Origin of the sequence: Streptomyces sp. TSRI0107, assembly GCF_001905845.1 — a bacterium.
In the GTDB taxonomy this organism is placed as follows: Bacteria; Actinomycetota; Actinomycetes; order Streptomycetales; family Streptomycetaceae; genus Streptomyces.
In genome coordinates this window covers 715,160-733,987 of sequence record NZ_LIVZ01000002.1, presented here as the reverse complement: position 1 = coordinate 733,987, position 18,828 = coordinate 715,160, and the positions used below count along the sequence as shown (strand labels likewise).

Below are 18,828 nucleotides of genomic sequence, written 5' to 3'. Positions count from 1 at the left end.
CGCGGGATCGGGTTGCATGGAGACATGGACAGTCCCGAGCTACGCGCCGAAGCAGATGCCGTCCTCGCCGAGCTGGTCGGCACCCCAGGGGGTTCGGCGCGCCTGCGGGAGGACCAGTGGCAGGCGGTGTCGGCGCTGGTGGAGCAGCGCCGGCGGGCGCTGGTCGTGCAGCGCACCGGCTGGGGCAAGTCGGCGGTGTACTTCGTGGCCACCGCCCTGCTGCGCCGGCGTGGCGCCGGCCCGACGGTGATCGTCTCGCCGCTGCTGGCGCTGATGCGCAACCAGGTCGAGGCGGCGGAGCGGGCCGGTATCCGGGCGCGCACCATCAACTCGGCCAACCCGGAGGAGTGGCGGACGATCTACGACGAGGTCGAGCGCGGCGAGACCGACGTTCTCCTGATCAGTCCGGAGCGTCTGAACTCCGTGGACTTCCGGGAGCAGGTGCTGCCGCAGCTCGCGGCCACGACCGGCCTGCTGGTGGTGGACGAGGCGCACTGCATCTCCGACTGGGGCCACGACTTCCGGCCCGACTACCGCCGGCTGCGGGCCATGCTCGGCGACCTCGCCCCGGGCGTGCCGGTGCTGGCCACCACGGCCACGGCCAACGCGCGGGTGACGGCGGACGTCGCCGAGCAGCTGGGCACCGGTGCCGGCGAGTCACTGGTGCTGCGCGGCTCGCTGCACCGGGAGAGCCTGCGGCTCGGCGTGGTCCGGCTGCCGGACGCCGCGCACCGCCTGGCCTGGCTCGCCGAGCACCTGGACGAGCTGCCCGGGTCGGGGATCGTGTACGCCCTCACCGTGGCTGCGGCCGAGGAGGCCACCGCGTTCCTGCGGCACCGCGGCTTCCAGGTGGCCTCCTACACGGGCCGCACGGAGAACGCCGACCGGCTCCAGGCCGAGTCCGCCCTGCAGCGGAACGAGGTCAAGGCGCTCGTGGCGACCTCCGCGCTCGGCATGGGCTTCGACAAGCCCGACCTGGGCTTCGTGGTGCACCTCGGCTCGCCGTCCTCACCGATCGCCTACTACCAGCAGGTCGGCCGGGCGGGACGCGGGGTGGAGCACGCGGACGTGCTGATGCTGCCGGGCAAGGAGGACGAGGCGATCTGGCGCTACTTCGCCGACTCCGCCTTCCCGCCCGAGACGCAGGTACGGCAGACTCTGGCCGCCCTCGACGACGCGGGACGGCCACTGTCCGTGCCCGCTCTGGAGGCGGCCGTGGACCTCCGGCGCACCCGGCTGGAGAGCATGCTGAAGGTCCTCGACGTGGACGGCGCCGTACGGCGGGTCAAGGGCGGCTGGGAGAGCACCGGACGGCCCTGGACGTACGACACGGAACGGTACGCCTGGGTGGCCCGGCAGCGGGCGGCCGAGCGGCAGGCCATGCGCGACTACGTCGACTCCTCGCAGTGCCGGATGGAGTTCCTGCGGCGGCAGCTGGACGACGAGGGGGCGGCCCCGTGCGGCCGGTGCGACAACTGTGCCGGGCCCTGGATCGACTCCTCCGTCTCCACCGAGGCGCTGAGCGGGGCGGCGAAGGAGCTGGACCGGCCGGGGGTGGAGGTCGAACCGCGCCGGATGTGGCCGACCGGCATGCCCGCCCTGGGCATCGACCTCAAGGGACGCATCCCCGCAGGTGAGCAGTGCTCCACCGGGCGGGCGCTGGGGCGGCTCTCGGACATCGGCTGGGGCAACCGGCTGCGCCCGCTGCTCGCCGAGAACGCGGCCGACGGGCCGGTCCCGGACGACGTCCTGCGGGCCGCGGTGGCCGTCCTCGCCGACTGGGCGCGCTCGCCGGGCGGCTGGGCGCCGAACGTCCAGGACGCCTCCGCCCGGCCGGTGGGAGTCGTCGCCGTGCCGTCGCTGGCCCGGCCGCAGCTGGTGGACTCCCTCGCCCAGGGCGTCGCGGCCATCGGCCGCCTGCCCTATCTGGGCACCCTGACGTACACCGGAGCGGGTGGCGCGCACGCGGCGCGGCGCAGCAACTCGGCTCAGCGCCTCCGGGCGCTGTCCGGCGCCTTCACCGTCTCCGAGGAACTGGCCGCCGCCCTGGCCGGCACCCCGGGTCCCGTGCTGCTCGTGGACGACTACACCGACTCGGGCTGGACCCTCGCGGTCGCCGCCCGGCTGCTGCGCCGGGCGGGCGTCGAACGGGTTCTCCCGCTGGTACTCGCCGCGGCGGGCTGAGCCCCGCCCGGCTCTGGCCGACGCGTCCTCGGCCGGCCTCGCCCGCCCCCTGCTCTCATCAGCGCCGCCGCCAGACGCGCGGCCCCGGACCACGCCGCCCCGGACCACTCCGACCCGTACCCCGCCCCCCACGCCCCCACCCCCACCCACCGCCGCTTTAGAGCCGCAAGGCAGGATCAGGGACGAACTCCCGTATCCCCGGGGGGTGTTGGTGAGAAGGGATGAGGATGACAGGCTCTGCCGTCGACAGGGACCAGTGGATCAGGCGTTACCACCCGGCGTCCGCCGGGGACGGCACGCTTCCTCGGCTGGTGTGCTTTCCGCACGCGGGTGGTGCGGCGACCTACTTCCATGAGTTCTCCCGCCGACTGCAGGGGACGGTCGACGTGCTCGCCGTGCAGTACCCGGGGCGTCAGGACCGGCGTACCGAGCCGTTGCCGGCGAGCCTGGGTGAGCTGGCCGAGCGGATCGCCACGGTGCTGCGGCCGTGGACGGGTGCCCCGCTGGCGTTCTTCGGGCACAGCATGGGCGCCCTGATCGCCTTCGAGGTGGCCCGGCGGACGCGGCCCGGCATGCTCTTCGCGTCCGGGCGCCGGGCGCCGTCGACGCACCGGGACGAGCGGGTGCACCTGCTCGACGACGACGGCCTGGTGGCCGAGGCCACCCTTCTCGGGGGCACCGACCGGCGGGTGCTCGCCGACCCCGAGATGCGCGAGCTGGTCCTGCCCGTGCTGCGGGCCGACTACCGGCTGCTGGAGACCCACCGCCCCGATCCCGGGGCCGTGATCGACGTACCGATCGAGGTGCTGTACGGCGACCGGGATCCCAAGGTGACGGCCGAGGAGGCGCGGGCCTGGGACGCGCACACCAGCCGTGACTGCGAGGTGCACGTCTTCCCGGGCGGCGGGCACTTCTACCTCGCGGACGCCCTGGACGAGGTGAGCGAACTCGTCGTGCGCCGCTGGGCGCTCACCGCGGCGGCGCCGGACGCAGACCGTCGATGAGGACGGTGACCACCTGACCGGCCTCCTCCGGGGCGTGTTCGGTGGCCCACGCGGCGGCCGCGATCAGGGCGAACAGCTCGCTGGGGGAGGTGTCGTCCCGTACGTCGCCGGCCTGCTGCGCCCGCCGCAGCAGGCGCTCGCCCGCCGACTGCATTGACGTACAGGCGGTGTTCAGCTCGGAGGCCTCGTTCTTCAGGCTGTGCATCAGCATGTCGACCAGCCCGCGGTAGGTGGTGGCGTGCGCGACGGCGGCGTGCACCCATGTGGTCAGCGCCGTCCCCGGCGGGTCCACCGCCATCAGCTTCTCCGCCGTGGCGCCCAGTTCCTCGATGCTGTCCCGCAGCACCGCCTCCAGGAGGTTCTCCCGGGTGGGGAAGTGCCGGTAGAGCGTGGCGTTGCCCAGGCCGGCGCTGCGGGCGATGTCGTCGAGCGAGGTGTCGATGCCGTCCTTGCCGAAGGCCAGCTTGGCCTCGGTCAGGAGGCGCTCGTAGTTGCGGCGGGCGTCTGATCGCATGCGCTGCCTTCTCCTCGGCGGCGGGAAGCGGGGCCGGCACCCCGGTGGCCGGACGGTACCGGCTGAACCGGGGTGACACCCCGGATTTTACCCCGCGCCGCCCGACGGCACGGCCTGCGCGCCCGTCAGTTCGGCGAGCAGCCGCCGGGCCAGTCCGGCCGGGGTCGGGTGCTCGAAGGCGATGACCGCGGGCAGGGTCAGGCCCGTCGCCTCGCACAGCCGGTTGCGCAGTTCGAGCCCGGTGAAGGAGGTGAACCCGGCGTCGAGGAAGGTGACATCGGGGTCGATCTCCTCGGGTGACGCGTGCCCCAGCACCTCGGCCGCCCCGGCCCGCACCAGCTCCAGCAGGACGCTCTCCCGCTCCTCGGAACCGAGCCCGTCCAGGCGGCGCCGCAGGCTCCCGTCGTCGCCGTCCTCCGCCGCTCCGGGACCGTCCTCACGCGGGGCGATGTGCACCGGGACGCTCTCCGGTGCGGCGGGCCAGGCCGGGGCGTGGAGCCAGTACGAGCGGCGCTGGAACGCGTACGTCGGCAGGTCGGCCGGGGAGAGCCGGTCGCCCGGAGTCTCCTGCCGCCAGTCCACCGGCCGGCCGTGCGCCCACGCCTGCCCGATGGCGGTGAGCAGCGTGCGCAGCTCCGGCCGGTCGCCGCGCAGCGCCGGGACCAGCACGAGCGGTTCGGCACGCAGGCTCTCCCGGGCCAGGGCGGACAGGACGCCGTCGAGGCCGAGTTCGATGTGGACGCGTACGCCGTTGTCCTCCAGGTACCGGACGCCGGAGTGGAAACGGACGGGCTCGCGCAGGTGCCGGACCCAGTAGTCGGGCGAGCACAGCTCGGCGGGATCGGCCAGACGGCCGGTCACGTTCGACACCAGCGGGACGGCGGGCGGCTTGAACGCCAGGTCGCTCACCCGGCGCCGGAACTCCTCCAGCACCCCGTCCATGTGCGGCGAGTGGAAGGCGTGGCTGACCCGCAGCCGCTTGGTCTTGCGGCCCAGGCCGCGCCAGTGCGCGATGGCCTCGGCCGCGGCGTCCGCGTCGCCGGAGACGACGACGGCCCGCGGCCCGTTGACCGCGGCGACCGCCAGCCGGCCCGGATACCCGGCGACGAACTCCTCGACCTCCTCGGGCGTGGCCTGGACGGACACCATGGCGCCGTCGTCGCGTGCCGACTGCATCAGCGCGCCGCGCACGGCGACCAGCGACACCGCGTCGTCCAGCGAGAGGACCCCCGCGGCGTGCGCGGCGGAGATCTCACCGAGGGAGTGCCCGATCACGAAGTCCGGGACCAGACCGTGATGCTCCATGACCCGGTACAGCGCGCTCTCCACGGCGAACAGCGCGGCCTGCGCGTAACGCGTGGTGTCCAGCAGCGCGGCGTCCGGGGTGCGCGGCGCGGCGAACACCACGTCGCGCAGCGGGCGTTCGAGATGCGGGGCGAACCTCTCACACACCGCGTCGAACACCTCCGCGAACACCGGGTGGGAGGCGTAGAGTTCGCGGCCCATGCCCGGCCGCTGGCTGCCCTGACCGGTGAAGAGGAACGCCGTCCGGGCGCCGGGCGCCGCACGCCCGCGCACCACCGCGGCTCCCGCCGTACCGGCGGTCAGGGCCTCCAGAGCACGGGTCAGCTCCGCCATGTCCTCGCCCAGCAGCACGGCCCGGTCCTCCAGCTCCGGCCGGACGGCCAGGGCGCCCGCCACCTCGGCGGGGGACAGCCCGGGGTGCTGCCGTACGAAGTCCAGGAGCCGTCCCGCCTGTGCGGCCAGCGCCTGCCGGCCCCGGCCGGAGACGGGCCAGGTAAGGACCGGCAGACCGGCGGCGGCCGGGGCGGGCTCCGCGTCCTCGGGGCTCGGCGCCTCCTCCAGGATCAGATGGGCGTTGGTGCCGCTGATGCCGAACGACGACACCCCGGCCCGCCGTGGCCGCCCGTCCTCGCGCGGCCACGGCCGCGGCCGGCGCAGCAGGCGGACGTCGCCGCCGCTCCAGTCGACCTGCGGCGTGGGCTCGTCGACGTGCAGGGTGCGCGGCAGGGTGCCGTGGCGCAGCGCCATGACCAGCTTGATCACTCCGCCGACCCCCGCCGCGGCCTGGGTGTGGCCGATGTTCGACTTCAGCGCGCCCAGCCACAGCGGACGCCCGGGATCGCGGTCCTGCCCGTAGGTGTTCAGCAGCGCCCGCGCCTCGATCGGATCACCCAGCGTGGTGCCGGTGCCGTGGGCCTCCACCGCGTCGACGTCCCGGGGCGTGAGCCGGGCGTCGTCCAGGGCCCGCCGGATGACGTCCTCCTGCGCGGGGCCGTTGGGGGCGGTCAGTCCGTTGCTGGCGCCGTCCTGGTTGACGGCGGTGCCGCGGATCACCGCGAGCACGGGGTGCCCGTTGCGGCGCGCGTCGGACAGCCGCTCCAGGACGACGAGCGCGGCGCCCTCGCCGAAGCCGGTCCCGTCGGCGGCGGCGGCGAAGGACTTGGAGCGGCCGTCGGGCGACAGCCCCCGCTGCCTGCTGAACTCCGTGAACAGCCCCGGCGTCGACAGCACGGTGGCCCCGCCGGCCAGCGCCAGCGTGCACTCACCCTGCCGCAGCGACTGCACGGCGAGGTGGATGGCCACGAGCGAGGAGGAGCAGGCGGTGTCCACGGTGACGGCGGGACCGCGCAGCCCGAACGTGTACGCGATCCTGCCGGTGGCGACGGACGCGGCGCTGCCGTTGCCGACGAAGCCCTCGACCTCCTCCGGGATCCACGGCAGACGGGTCGCGTAGTCGCTGTACATCAGGCCGGCGAACACCCCGGTCCGGCTGTCCCGCAGCCGCCGCGGGTCCAGTCCGGCGCGTTCGAACGCCTCCCAGGCGGTCTCCAGCAGCAGCCGGTGCTGCGGGTCCGTGGCCAGCGCCTCGCGGGGGCTGAGCCCGAAGAAGGCGGCGTCGAACTCGGCGGCGTCGTACAGGAATCCGCCGTGCCGGGTGTACGAGGTGTTGGACCGGTCGGGGTCGGCGTCGTAGAGGGAGTCCAGGTCCCAGCCGCGGTCGTCCGGGAAGGCGCCGATCGCGTCGACCCCGTCGGCCACGACCCGCCACAGGTCGTCGGGGCCGTGCACCCCGCCGGGGTAGCGGCAGCCCATGCCCACGACGGCGATGGGTTCGTGGGCCGCCGCCTCCAGTTCGGCGAGCCGCCGCCGGGTCTCGTGGAGGTCGGCCGTGACCCACTTCAGGTACTCGACCAGCTTCTCCTCGTTGTTCGGCGCGTTCGTTGGCGTCGTCATGACGATCAGGCCTTCCTGCCGAATTCGGTGTCGATGAGGTCGAGGATCTCGGCGGCCGACGCCGACCGGATCCGCGCCGCCACGTCCGAGCCGGGATCCGCGGCGGGCTGCTCCGGCTGGTCAGTCTGGTCCGTCTGGTCCGTCTCCCAGACGCGCAGCAGTTCCCGCAGCCGCCGGGTGACCTCCGCGCGGACACCGCCGTCCTCGCGCGGCACCCGGGCCAGGGCCCTTTCCAGGTCGTCCAGTTCGGCCGGCGGCCCGGCAGGGGTGGCCGGCGCGGTCTCGTTCCGCAGCAGCTTGGCGAGAGCGGCCGGTGAGGGGTGGTCGAAGACCGCGGTCGCCGACAGCCACACCCCGGTCGCGCCGCCCAGCCGGTTGCGGAACTCGACCGCGGTCAGGGAGTCGAAGCCCAGATCCGTGAACGGCCGGTCCGCGTCGATCAGCGAGGCGTCGCCGTGGCCGAGGACGACGGCCGCGGCCTCCCGCACCACGTTCAGCACCAGGGGGTCCCGCTCCGGCTCCGGAACGGACGCGAGCCGCGCCGCGAGTGACACGTCTCCGGTCGTGCGGGCCGCCCGCCGTTCGGGCAGCCGGACCAGGGACCGGAACACGTCGGGCAGCAGCCCGGCCGCCGCCCGGCGGTGCAGCTCGGCGGTATCCAGCCGGGCCGCCACACACGTGGCCGGGTCCGCGGCCAGCACCCGGTCGAAGAGGGCCAGACCGTCCTCGGCGGACAGCGCGGCCACCCCGTCCCGGCTCAGCCGCTCAAGGTCCCGGCCCTCAAGACGCCCGGCCAGCCCGCCGTCCTGCGCCCACAGTCCCCAGGCGACGGCGGTCGCGGGCAGCCCGAGGGAGCGCCGCCGGTGGGCGAGCGCGTCCAGGTAGGAGTTGGCGGCGGCGTAGTTCGCCTGCCCGGCGTTGCCCACCACACCGGCGAGCGACGAGAACAGCACGAACGCGGTGAGGTCCGCGTCCCGGGTCAGCGCATCCAGGTGCTCCGCGGCGTCCGCCTTGGCGGCCAGCACCGCCTCGAACCGCTCGGCCGTCAGGGACTCCAGCACACCGTCGTCGAGGACCCCGGCCGTGTGGACCACCGCCGTCAGCGGATGCGCCGCGGGCACCGACGCCAGCAGCTCGGCCAGCGCCCGCCGGTCCCCGGCATCGCACGCCTCCACGCGTACGTCGGCCCCCGACCGGGCGAGGTCCGCGATGAGTTCGTCGGCGCCGGGCGCCCGCCGGCCGCGCCTGCTCACCAGCAGCAGGTGCCGGACGCCGTACCGGTCGGCCAGATGGCGGGCGACGAGGCCGCCGAGAGCGCCGGTGCCGCCGGTGATCAGCACCGTGCCGTCCGGATCCAGGCGCGCCGAACCGTCGGACGGCTGTTCGGTCATCGCGGTCAGCCGCGGCGCGTACACCGTCCCCGCGCGCACGGCCAGCTCGCTCTCACCGCACGCCAGGGCGGCGGCCAGACCGCGCCACGCGGGTTCCGCCGGATCCGCGTCCACCAGGACGACACGGTCCGGGTGCTCGCTGCGCGCCGAGCGCAGCAACCCCCACACCGCGGCCGCAGCCGGGTCCGGGACCTCCGCGTCGCCGACGGCGACCGCGCCGCGTACGACCACGACCAGACGGCTGTCCGAGAACGAGTCGTCCGTCAGCCACGACCGCAGCAGTTCCAGCGGCGCCCGCAGCGCGGCCCGCACCACCTGGGCGGCCGAGTCCCCGGCGGAGCCCGCAGCCTTGGACACCGGCGGCAGCGGCGCCACGACCACCTCGGGCGCCGGCCGTGCGCCCCCGGCCACGGCCGCGCGCAGCGCGTCCAGCCCCCGGTACGCGGTGGCGCCCAGCGCGGCGGCGAGCTCCCCGGCGTCCGCTCCGACGACCGCCCAGCCCTCGGCCGGCGCGGGCCGCGCCGACGGCAGCGGCGTCCACCGCACCACGTGCGGCACCAGACCGCCCGCGGCACGGTCCCGCAACGCGGTCAGCTGCTCGGCCGGCACCGGCCGCAGAGCCAGCCGCGCGCAGGTGGCGACCGGCGCGCCGTCCGCGTCGAACACCGCGAGGGCCGCCGTGTCGGTGCCCGTCCGGGTCAGCCGCACCCGCAGGCTCCCGGCCCCCCTGGCGTGCAGGCTCACCTCGCCGAACGAGAAGGGGAGCCGGATGCCGTCGTCCTGCCCGTCGCCGCCGGTCAGCGCGAGCGCGTGCAGTGCCGCGTCGAGCAGCGCGGGATGCAGGGCGTGCCGCGAGGCGTCCGTCTCCTCCGGCAGCGACACCTCCGCGTACAGCTCGTCGCCGTCGCGCCACAGCGCGGTCAGCCCCTGGAACACCGGCCCGTACGTGTAGCCGCGGGCGGCGAGTGCGGCGTACCCCGACGAGAGGTCGACCGGCTCACCGGAGGGCGACCAGACCGACGGGCCGCCCGGCGCGGACGCCTCCACGAGGGTGCCCGTGGCGTGCCGGGTCCACGCGGCGTCGTCTCCGGCACGCGAGTGGATCGCGACCGTACGCCGCCCCTCCTCGTCCGGCGCGTCCACGGCGACCTGCAGGGCGACCGGGTGGTCCGCGGGCAGCGGGAGCGGCGCTTCCAGGGTGAGTTCCTCCACCGAGCCCGCGCCGGCCAGTCCGGCCGCGTGCAGCGCCAGATCGAGGAAGGCCGTGCCCGGGAGCAGTGCGGTGCCCTGCACGGCGTGGTCGGCGAGCCAGGGATGGGTCCGCGTCGAGATGCTCCCGGTGAGCAGGAGACGGTCGCCGTCGGCGAGCGGGACCCTGGCGCCGAGCAGGGCGTGATCGGCCGCCTGAAGACCGAGATCGCCGGCGCCGGCGGCGGCCGGGGGCGCCTGGAGCCAGTACCGCTGCCGCTGGAAGGCGTACGTGGGCAGGGAACCCACCGGCGTACCGGGCCGTCGCGCGGGCCGCCACGACGCGGGCGGTACGCCGTTGACGTGGGCGGTGGCCAGCGAGGTGAGGAAGCGGTCCGGCCCGCCCCGGTCACGGCGCAGCGTCTCCAGAGCGACCGCCGGCGCCTCGGCCTCCGCGATCGTCTCCTCCAGCGACGTGGTCAGCACGGGGTGCGCGCTGACCTCGACGAACGCGCGGTGCTCGTCGTCGAGCAGCCGCCGCACCGTCTCGTGGAACCGCACCTGCTCGCGCAGCCCGCGCACCCAGTACGCCCCGTCCAGCTCCGTCCCGTCCAGCGGCGCGCACGCGACCGTCGAGTAGAAGGGGATCCGCGCCGGACGCGGCCGGGTCGCCCCCAGCAGGTCGTGCAGCTCGGGCAGCAGGGCGTCGACGTGCGGCGAGTGGGACGCGTAGTCGACCGGCACCGTACGGGCCCGCACCCCCTCGCGGACGAACCGCTCGCGCAGCTCCTCCAGGTCACCGGCCGGGCCGGACACGACGGTCGAGGCCGGGCCGTTGACGGCCGCGACGTGCAGGCCGTCGGCCAGCCGCTCCCGGACCCGGTCGGCCGGCAGCGGCACCGACAGCATGCCGCCCGTACCGGCCAGCCGGGTCAAGGCGCGGCTGCGCAGCACCGCCACCCGCGCGGCGTCGGCGAGGTCGAGGGCGCCCGCCACGTGGGCGGCGGCGATCTCGCCCTGGGAGTGGCCGACGACCGCGGACGGCTCGACCCCGTGGTGCTGCCACAGCCGCGCCAGGGACACCATCACCGCGAACAGCGCGGGCTGCACCACGTCGACCCGGTCCAGGCTCGCCGCCCCCGGATCACCCCTGAGCACTTCGAGGAGATCCCAGTCGGTGTACGGCGCCAGCGCCTCGGCGCACTCCCGTACGAACCCGGCGAACTCCGGGCTGCCGGCCAGCAGTTCGCGGCCCATCCCGGCCCACTGGCTGCCCTGCCCGGGGAACACGAAGACGACCCGCCCCGGCTCGTGCCCGACGGCGCTGCCGGTGACGAGCTGCGGGTGGGAGGTGCCGTCGGCGAGGGCGGTGAGGGCGGCGAGCCGGGCCGGCCGGCCGGGGCCGAGGATCACGGCCCGGTGCTCGAAGAGGCTGCGGGCGGCGAGGGTGTGGGCGATGAGGGAGGTGTCGGTGACCGCGGTGTCGCTGACGGCGGTGTCGTTGACGGCGGTGTCGTTGACGGCGGTGTCGCTGTCGGGTGTGGCGCGCAGGTGGTGCAAGAGACGGCGGGCCTGACCGCGCAGCGCCTCCGGCGTCTTCGCCGACAACTGCCAGGGCAGGTCGGGGAGTTCACCGTCCCGCTCGGTGTCCTCCGGCAGGGGTGCCTCTTCGAGGATCACGTGGGCGTTGGTGCCGCTGATCCCGAAGGAGGAGACGGCGGCGCGGCGGGGCCGGTCGTCCGGGGTGTCCCAGGGCCGGGCCCGCTGAAGCAGCCGGACGGTCCCGTCGGACCAGTCGACGTGGCCGGAGGGCCGCTCCGCGTGCAGGGTGCGCGGGAGGGTCCGTTCCCGCATGGCCATCACCATCTTGATCACGCCGCCGACCCCGGCCGCCGCCATCGTGTGGCCGATGTTGGACTTGATCGAGCCGAGCCACAGCGGCCGCTCGGGGGAGTGGTCCTGCCCGTAGGTGTTGAGGAGGGCCTGCGCCTCGATGGGGTCGCCTAGCTTGGTGCCGGTCCCGTGCGCCTCGACGGCGTCGACCTGGTCCGCCGACAGGCGGGCGTTGGCGAGGGCCTGGCGGATCACACGCTCCTGCGCGGGCCCGTTCGGCGCGGTGAGTCCGTTGCTGGCGCCGTCCTGGTTGGTGGCGGTGCCGCGGATGACGGCGAGGACGGGGTGGCCGTTGCGGCGGGCGTCGGACAGGCGCTCCAGGAGCAGCAGGCCGGCGCCCTCTCCCCAGCCGGTGCCGTCGGCGTCGTCGGAGAACGCCTTGCAGCGGCCGTCCGGCGACAGCACCCGCTGCCGGCTGAACTCCACGAAACTCGTCGGACCGGCCAGCACGGTCGCCCCACCGGCCAGCGCGAGCGAGCACTCGCCCTGGCGCAGCGACTGCACGGCCAGATGCAGGGCCACCAGCGACGAGGAGCAGGCGGTGTCCACCGAGACCGCCGGACCTTCCAGACCGAAGCTGTACGCGATCCGTCCGGACGCCACGCTGGCCGTGGTGCCGGTGGCGAGATAGCCCTCGACGGACTCCGGGGTCCGGCCCAGCCGGGTGACGTAGTCCCCGGCGACCACACCGGTGAAGACCCCGGTGTCGCTGCCGCGCAGCGCCGTCGGGTCGATCCCGGCCCGCTCGAAGCTCTCCCACGCGGTCTCCAGCAGCAGCCGCTGCTGCGGATCCATCGCGGTCGCCTCACGCGGGCTGATCCCGAAGAACTCGGCGTCGAACCGGTCGGCCCCCGTCAGGAAGGCACCCCGCCGGGTGTACGACGTCCCCGGCCGGTCGGGGTCCGGGTCGTACAGCCGGGCGATGTCCCAGCCCCGGTCCTCGGGGAACTCCGCGACCGCGTCGGTGCCCTCGGCGACCAGCCGCCACAGGTCCTCCGGGGAGGCGACGCCGCCCGGGAAGCGGCAGGCCATGCCGACGACGGCGACCGGGTCGTCGTCGACCGCCGGGCCTGCCGGGTCCGCCGGGGCCGGCAGGGACACCGGGCGGCTGTCCGGCGCGGCCCCGGTGCCGGCCAGGGTGGTGCGCAGATGGGCGGCGAGCGCCGCGGGCGTCGGATGGTCGAACACCAGGGACGACGTGAGACGGAGCCCGGTGGCGGTGCTCAGGCGGTTGCGCAGTTCCACCGACGTCAGCGAGTCGAACCCGATGTCCTTGAACGCCCCGTCCGGGGCGAGCGAGTCGGGCGTACCGTGCCCGAGCACCGCCGCGGCGTGCGTGCGGACCACGGACAGCAACAGCCGCTCGCCCTCCGCCGGGTCGAGCAGCGCGCACCGCGCGGCGAGCGACGCGCCATCGCCGTCCCCGGCCGGACCGGCGGCGGCACGTCGCGCGGGAGCCCGGACCAGACCCCGCAGCAACGGCGCCGCCGTACCGGCGGCGGCGCGGGCGCGCAGCGCGGGCAGCTCCAGCCGGAGCGGCACCAGCAGCGGCTCGTCCAGGGCCAGCGCCTCGTCGAACAGCGCCAGCCCGTGCTCAGCGGAGAGCGGCGCCAGACCCGTACCGGCCAGCCGGGCCCGGTCACCGTCTCCCAGCGAACCCGCCATGCCCTCGCCCTCGCCCCACAGACCCCACGCCAGGGACAGCCCGGGCAGGCCCGAGGCACGCCGCCGGGCGGCGAGACCGTCCAGGAACGCGTTGGCGGCCGCGTAGTTGGACTGCCCCGGGTTGCCGACGATCCCGGCGACGGAGGAGAACACCACGAACGCCGCCAGATCCAGATGCCGGGTGGCCTCGGACAGATGCCACGCCGCGTCCCGCTTCGGCCGCGCCACCGTGTCCAGGCGCTCCGGGCTCATCGCCGCGAGGGTGCCGTCGTCCAGCACACCGGCGGCGTGGACGACCGCGGTCAGCGGCTGCTCCTCACCGGCCGAGGCGACCAGCCGGTCCACGGCTGCGCGGTCCCCGACGTCACAGGCGACCACGGTGGCTCGGGCGCCCAATTCGCCGAGCTCTGTGACCAGTTCGGCGGCTCCGGGCGCGTCCGGGCCGCGCCGCCCGGCCAGCACCAGACGCCGCACCCCGTGCGCGGTGACCAGATGCCGGGCGACGAGCCGGCCGAGACCGCCGGTGCCGCCGGTGATCAGCACCGTGCCGTGCGGATCCAGCGCACGCGGCAGCGTCAGGACCACTTTGCCGACATGCCGTGCCTGGGCCACATGACGGAAGGCGTCCGGCGCGCGCCGCACATCCCACGCCTGAAGCGGCAGCGGCACCAGCGTGCCCGCCGCGAAGCACTCCGTGAGCTCGCCGAGCATCTCCTGGACACGGTCCGGGCCGGCGGCCTCCAGCAGGTCGAACGCCCGGTACACGACACCGGGATACCGCTCGGCGACCGCCCGCGGGTCACGGACATCGGCCTTGCCCATCTCCACGAAGCGCCCACCGCGCGGCAGCAACCGCAGCGAGGCGTCCACGAACTCACCGGCCAACGCGTCGAGTACGACGTCCACGCCGCGTCCGCCGGTGGCGTCCAGGACGCTCCGCTCGAAGTCCAGCGTGCGGGAGTTCGCCAAGTGCGCGTCGTCGAACCCGAGGTGCTCCCGCAGCGCGCCCCACTTGGCGGGGCTCGCCGTGCCGTACACCTCCAGTCCGCGGGCACGGGCGAGCAGGGCGGCCGCCATACCGACGCCACCCGCGACCGAGTGGATCAGCACGCTCTGGCCCGGCCGGGCCTCGGCGAGGTCGTGCAGCGCGTACAGGGCGGTGAGGAACACCACCGGCGTGGCCGCGGCCTGCGCGTCCGACCAGCCCTCGGGCACCCGTGCCACCAGCCGGTGGTCGGTGACCGCGACGGGACCGGCGGCCCCCGCCGTGAACAGGCCCATCACCCGGTCCCCGGGCGCCACCGACGTGACCTCCGACCCGGTCTCCAGAACCAGCCCGGCACCCTCGCTCACCAGCGGCGCCTCACCCGGGTACCGGCCGAGGGCGAGCAGCACGTCACGGAAGTTCACCCCGGCGGCACGCATCGCGACCCGGACCTCACCCGGGCCGAGCGGTACGGCACCGTCGTCGGACGGCAGCAGGGCGAGGTGTTCCAGCGTGCCCGGCCCGGTCGAACCCAGACGCCAGCCGGAGGCGTCCTCGGGCGGCGTCAGCAGGCCCTCGGGCGCACTCCGGGTCAGCCGGGCCGCGAGAACGGTGCCACGCCGGACGGCGAGCTGCGGTTCGCCGGTCGTGGCCAGCGCAGCCGCGACGGCCCGGGGCGAGCCGTCGTCCAGGTCCACGTCGATCAGCAGGAACCGGCCCGGGTGCTCGTTCTGCGCCGAGCGGACCAACCCCCAGACGGAAGAGGCCTCATCCCGTACGGGCTCGTCATAGCGGGTGGCCACGCCATGCCGGGTGATCAGCACCAGCCGGGACCGGGCGAAGCGGTCGTCGGCCAGCCAGCGTTGCATCAGGTCCAGTGCGCGCTGCACAGCCTCCCGGGCCGCCTCCAGGGGGTCGTCGTCCGTCCCCGCAGCGGGCCGCATCCCTGTCAGGGCCACGAGCACATCCCGAGGAACGGGACCGCTCGCGGCCGCCAGCGCGTCCAGGTCGGGGAGCCGAAGTACGTCGTCGCCGAGGGCGGCGGCCATGTCGGTCAGGTCTTCGCCGAGAACTGCCGTGAGAGCGGTGCGGGTCGGCGGCTCGGGGACCGGTTGGGGCTGCCATTCCACCCTGAAGAGGCCCAGGGAAGGGTCGGCACCTGTGCCGGCCCCGGCGGTCACCGCCGCGAGATCGGCGGGGCGAAGAAGCAGCGACTCGATCTCGATGACCGGTGCGCCTTGGGGGTCGGTTGCGGTGAGGGCGTAGGTGTCGGGGCCGGTGGGGGTGAGTTGGGTGTGGAGGTGGGTGGCGTCGGTGGCGTGGAGGGTGACGCCGCTGAAGGTGAAGGGGAGGCGTGGGGTGGTGGTGAGGTGGAGGAGGGGGTGGAGGGTGGCGTCGAGGAGGGCGGGGTGGACGGTGTGGCCGGTGCTGGGAGGGATGGTTGTGCGCGTGTGGAGGGTGCCGGTGTGTGGGTCGTGCCAGGCGTGGGTGAGGTTCTGGAAGGTGGGGCCGTAGGTGTAGCCGTGGTCGGCGAGGTGTTCGTAGAGGTCGGTGGTGTCGAGGGGTGGTGAGGTCGGGGGCCAGGTTTGGGTTGTGGAGGGGGTGGTGGGTGTGGTGGGTGTGGTGGGTGTGGTGGTGAGGGTTGCGGTGGCGTGGCGGGTGAAGGGGGCGTCGGGGGTGGGCTGGGTGTGGATGGTGAGGGTGCGTTGGTCTTCGGCGTCTGGAGCGCTGACGGTGATCTGGAGGTGGGTGGTTTCGGTGCTGAGGGGGAGGGGCTGTTCGAGGGTGAGGTCCTGGATGGTCGGGGTGTCGGTGTGTTGGGCTGCGTGGAGGGCGAGGTCCAGGAAGGCCGTTGCCGGGAAGAGGGGGGTGCCGGCGATCGCGTGGTCGGCCAGCCATGGGTGAGTGCTGAGGGATATACGTCCGGTGAAGACCAGCCGATCCTCGTCGGCCAGGGAGACGAGAGCGCCCAGTAGTGGATGCCCCGGGTTGATCAGGCCTGCGGTGGTGATGCCGGCGGGGGTGGTGCGCTGGACCCAGTAGGGGCGGTGTTGGAAGGCGTAGGTGGGCAGGTCGGTGGGGGGCTTGCTGGTGGGGTTGTACGTGGTGGGGGTGTGGCCGGTGGCGTGTAGGTGGGCGAGGGCGCTTTCGAAGGTCTCGGCTTCGGGGGTGTTGGGTCGCTGTGTGGGGGTGGCGTGTGGGGTGAGGGTGCTGAGGGTGGTGTCGGGGCCGAGTTCGAGGTAGCGGGTGTGGCCGGTGGCGGCGAGGTGCTTGATCCCTTGGTGGTAGCGGACTGTGCCTCGGATGTGGCGGGCCCAGTAGTCGGGGCCCAGTTCGTCCTGGGTGAGGGGGCGGCCGGTCAGGTTCGAGATGACGGGGGTGGTCGGTGGGTGGTGGGTGATGGTGCTGATGGCGTTGCGGAAGTCGTCGAGGACGCCGTCCATGTGGTGGGAGTGGAAGGCGTGGCTGGTCCGTAGCCGGGTGGTCTTGCTGAAGTGAGCGGCGATGGCGTTGATCGTGTTCACGTCGCCGGAGATGACTGTGCTGTGTGGCCCGTTGACGGCGGCGATGTCGACGCTGGCGTCGAGCAGCGGGCGGACTTCGTCCTCGCCGGCGTTGACCGCGAGCATGGCGCCGTCACTGCGGGCCTGGTGCATGTGGTGCGCGCGGGTGGCGATGAGAAGCACCGCGTCTGTGAGGGTGAGGATGCCGGCGAGGTGGGCGGCGGTGATCTCGCCGAGGGAGTGGCCGATCAGGGCGTCAGGGGTTATGCCGTGGTGGGCGAGCAGGCGGTGCAGGGCGACTTGGAGGGTGAACAGGGCGGGCTGGGCGTAACGGGTCTCATTCAGGTGGTGGCTGTGTTCCCCCCACATCACCTCCCGCAGCGGCAGTTCCAAGTGGGGGTCGAAGAGGTCGCACACGGTGTCGAAGGCGTCTGCGAAGACGGGCTCGGCCCGGTACAGCTCGCGTCCCATGCCGGGGCGCTGGCTGCCCTGCCCGGTCAGCAGGAAGACCGTCTTTCCTTCCCGGACCTGGCCGGTCACCACCTGCGGATGCGGGGTGTCTTCGGCGAGAGCGGTGAGGGCGGCGATGCGGTCGGTGCCCAGGATCACGGCCCGTTGGGCGAACCGTGTCCGGGCGGCCAGCGCCTGCCCGATAGCCGCCGTATCCGCGCTGGGCGCATCCCGCAGATGCTCCAGCAGACGGCGCGCCTGATCCCGTAGCGCCTGCGGTGTCTTCGCCGACAACTGCCACGGAACATCGGGAAGTTCGTCATCCTCCTCAGCGCCTTCCAAGGCAGGCGCTTCTTCCAGGATCACGTGGGCGTTGGTCCCACTGATCCCGAACGAGGACACTCCCGCCCGCCGAGGCCGGCCCTCCTCCGTTCCCCACTCGCGGGCCTGGTCCAGCAGCTGAATGGTTCCGTCGGACCAGTCGACATGCGTGGTGGGCCGCTCGGCGTGCAGGGTGCGCGGCAGCGTCCGTTCCCGCATGGCCATCACCATCTTGATGACCCCGGCGACCCCGGCCGCCGCCTGGCTGTGCCCGATGTTCGACTTGATCGACCCCAGCCACAGCGGCTGCCCGCCCTCGCGAGCACGCCCGTACGTGTTCAGCAGAGCCTGCGCCTCGATGGGATCGCCCAGTGTCGTGCCAGTCCCGTGGGCCTCGACGGCGTCGACCTGGTCGGCTGTCAGGCGGGCGTTCTCCAGTGCCTGGCGGATGACGCGCTCCTGGGCGGGCCCGTTCGGTGCGGTCAGGCCGTTGCTGGCGCCGTCCTGGTTGGTGGCGGTGCCGCGGATGACGGCGAGGACGGGGTGGCCGTTGCGGCGGGCGTCGGAGAGGCGTTCCAGGACCAGGACGCCGACGCCTTCTCCCCAGCCGGTGCCGTCGGCGTCGTCGGAGAAGGCCTTGCAGCGGCCGTCGGGGGACAGTCCGCGCTGGCGGGAGAACTCGGTGAAGAGCACGGGCGACGCCATGACCGTCGCGCCGCCGGCGAGGGCGAGGGAGCATTCGCCCTGGCGGAGGGAGCGTACGGCCAGGTGCAGGGCGACGAGGGAGGCGGAGCAGGCGGTGTCCACCGTGATCGCCGGGCCCTCGAGGCCCAGCGTGTAGGCGATGCGGCCGGAGGCGACGCTGGTGGTGTTGGTGACGAGGTAGCCCTCCAGTTCGGGGCGTATCTCCTCGGGGCGCGCGTAGTCCTGTGCGATGACTCCGAGGAACACGCCCGTGTCGCTGCCCCGCAGCCTGTCGGGGTCGATGGCGGAGCGCTCCAGCGCCTCCCACGAGGTTTCCAGCAGCAGCCGCTGCTGGGGTTCCATGGACTCCGCTTCGCGGGGGCTGATGGCGAAGAACTCGGCGTCGAACTGGTCCGCGTCGTGCAGGAACCCGCCCTTGGCGACGTAGGTCGAAGCGGGTGACTCGGCTTCCGGGTCGGGGTCGTACAGGGTCTCGAGGTCCCAGCCGCGGCCCGTGGGGAAGTCGGAGATCGCGTCGCCGCCGGAGGCGAGCAGGTCCCACAGACCTTCGGGCGAGGTCACTCCGCCCGGGTAGCGGCAGCCCATTCCGACGATCGCGATCGGCTCATGGGCTGCGGCCTCGACGTCGCTCAGCAACTGCCGGGTCTGCTGAAGGTCCACTGTGACCCGTTTGAGGTAGTCCCGCAGCTTCGCTTCGTTGGCCATGAGCTCATCCCTCGTGTACGACGTCCGAGATGGGCAAAGTCGCCGAGCGGGCTTACGGGGC

At 74.2% G+C, this 18,828-nt stretch carries 5 protein-coding genes; 2 read left to right on the top strand and 3 right to left on the bottom strand.

Annotated elements, in window-relative coordinates; all coding sequences use genetic code 11:
• Positions 1 to 24 precede the first annotated feature (24 nt).
• Both AMK31_RS06895 and AMK31_RS06890 read left to right on the top strand, forming a co-directional pair.
• Positions 25 to 2,184 carry a RecQ family ATP-dependent DNA helicase gene (locus AMK31_RS06895; RefSeq protein ID WP_073939471.1) on the top strand — a complete coding sequence of 720 codons (2,160 nt, stop codon included), beginning with the start codon at positions 25 to 27 and terminating at the stop codon, positions 2,182 to 2,184.
• 227 nt (positions 2,185 to 2,411) lie between these two features.
• A complete protein-coding gene (locus AMK31_RS06890; RefSeq protein ID WP_073939470.1) occupies positions 2,412 to 3,188 on the top strand; it encodes a thioesterase II family protein in 777 nt (258 codons plus the stop codon).
• On the opposite strand, the gene AMK31_RS06885 is transcribed toward AMK31_RS06890, so the two are convergent.
• From AMK31_RS06885 to AMK31_RS06875, 3 genes are all read right to left on the bottom strand, one after another.
• Positions 3,154 to 3,702 (bottom strand): TetR/AcrR family transcriptional regulator, encoded by a 549-nt coding sequence (locus tag AMK31_RS06885; RefSeq protein WP_073939469.1) that lies wholly within the window; start codon positions 3,700 to 3,702, stop codon positions 3,154 to 3,156. The two genes, AMK31_RS06890 and AMK31_RS06885, sit on opposite strands and share 35 nt — an antisense overlap.
• Positions 3,703 to 3,789: 87 nt before the next feature.
• Positions 3,790 to 6,960 (bottom strand): type I polyketide synthase, encoded by a 3,171-nt coding sequence (locus AMK31_RS06880; protein WP_073939468.1) that lies wholly within the window; start codon positions 6,958 to 6,960, stop codon positions 3,790 to 3,792.
• 5 nt (positions 6,961 to 6,965) lie between these two features.
• Positions 6,966 to 18,767, bottom strand: coding sequence for a type I polyketide synthase (locus tag AMK31_RS06875; RefSeq protein ID WP_073939467.1), 11,802 nt, complete (start codon positions 18,765 to 18,767; stop codon positions 6,966 to 6,968).
• Positions 18,768 to 18,828 lie beyond the last annotated feature (61 nt).

What these genes read in the sequence shown, in the direction of transcription:
- AMK31_RS06895 (WP_073939471.1), top strand. Translation starts at nt 25, where the DNA reads ATGGACAGTCCCGAGCTACGCGCCGAAGCAGATGCCGTCCTCGCCGAG.
- AMK31_RS06890 (WP_073939470.1), top strand. Translation starts at nt 2,412, where the DNA reads ATGACAGGCTCTGCCGTCGACAGGGACCAGTGGATCAGGCGTTACCAC.
- AMK31_RS06885 (WP_073939469.1), bottom strand. Translation starts at nt 3,702, where the DNA reads ATGCGATCAGACGCCCGCCGCAACTACGAGCGCCTCCTGACCGAGGCC.
- AMK31_RS06880 (WP_073939468.1), bottom strand. Translation starts at nt 6,960, where the DNA reads ATGACGACGCCAACGAACGCGCCGAACAACGAGGAGAAGCTGGTCGAG.
- AMK31_RS06875 (WP_073939467.1), bottom strand. Translation starts at nt 18,767, where the DNA reads ATGGCCAACGAAGCGAAGCTGCGGGACTACCTCAAACGGGTCACAGTG.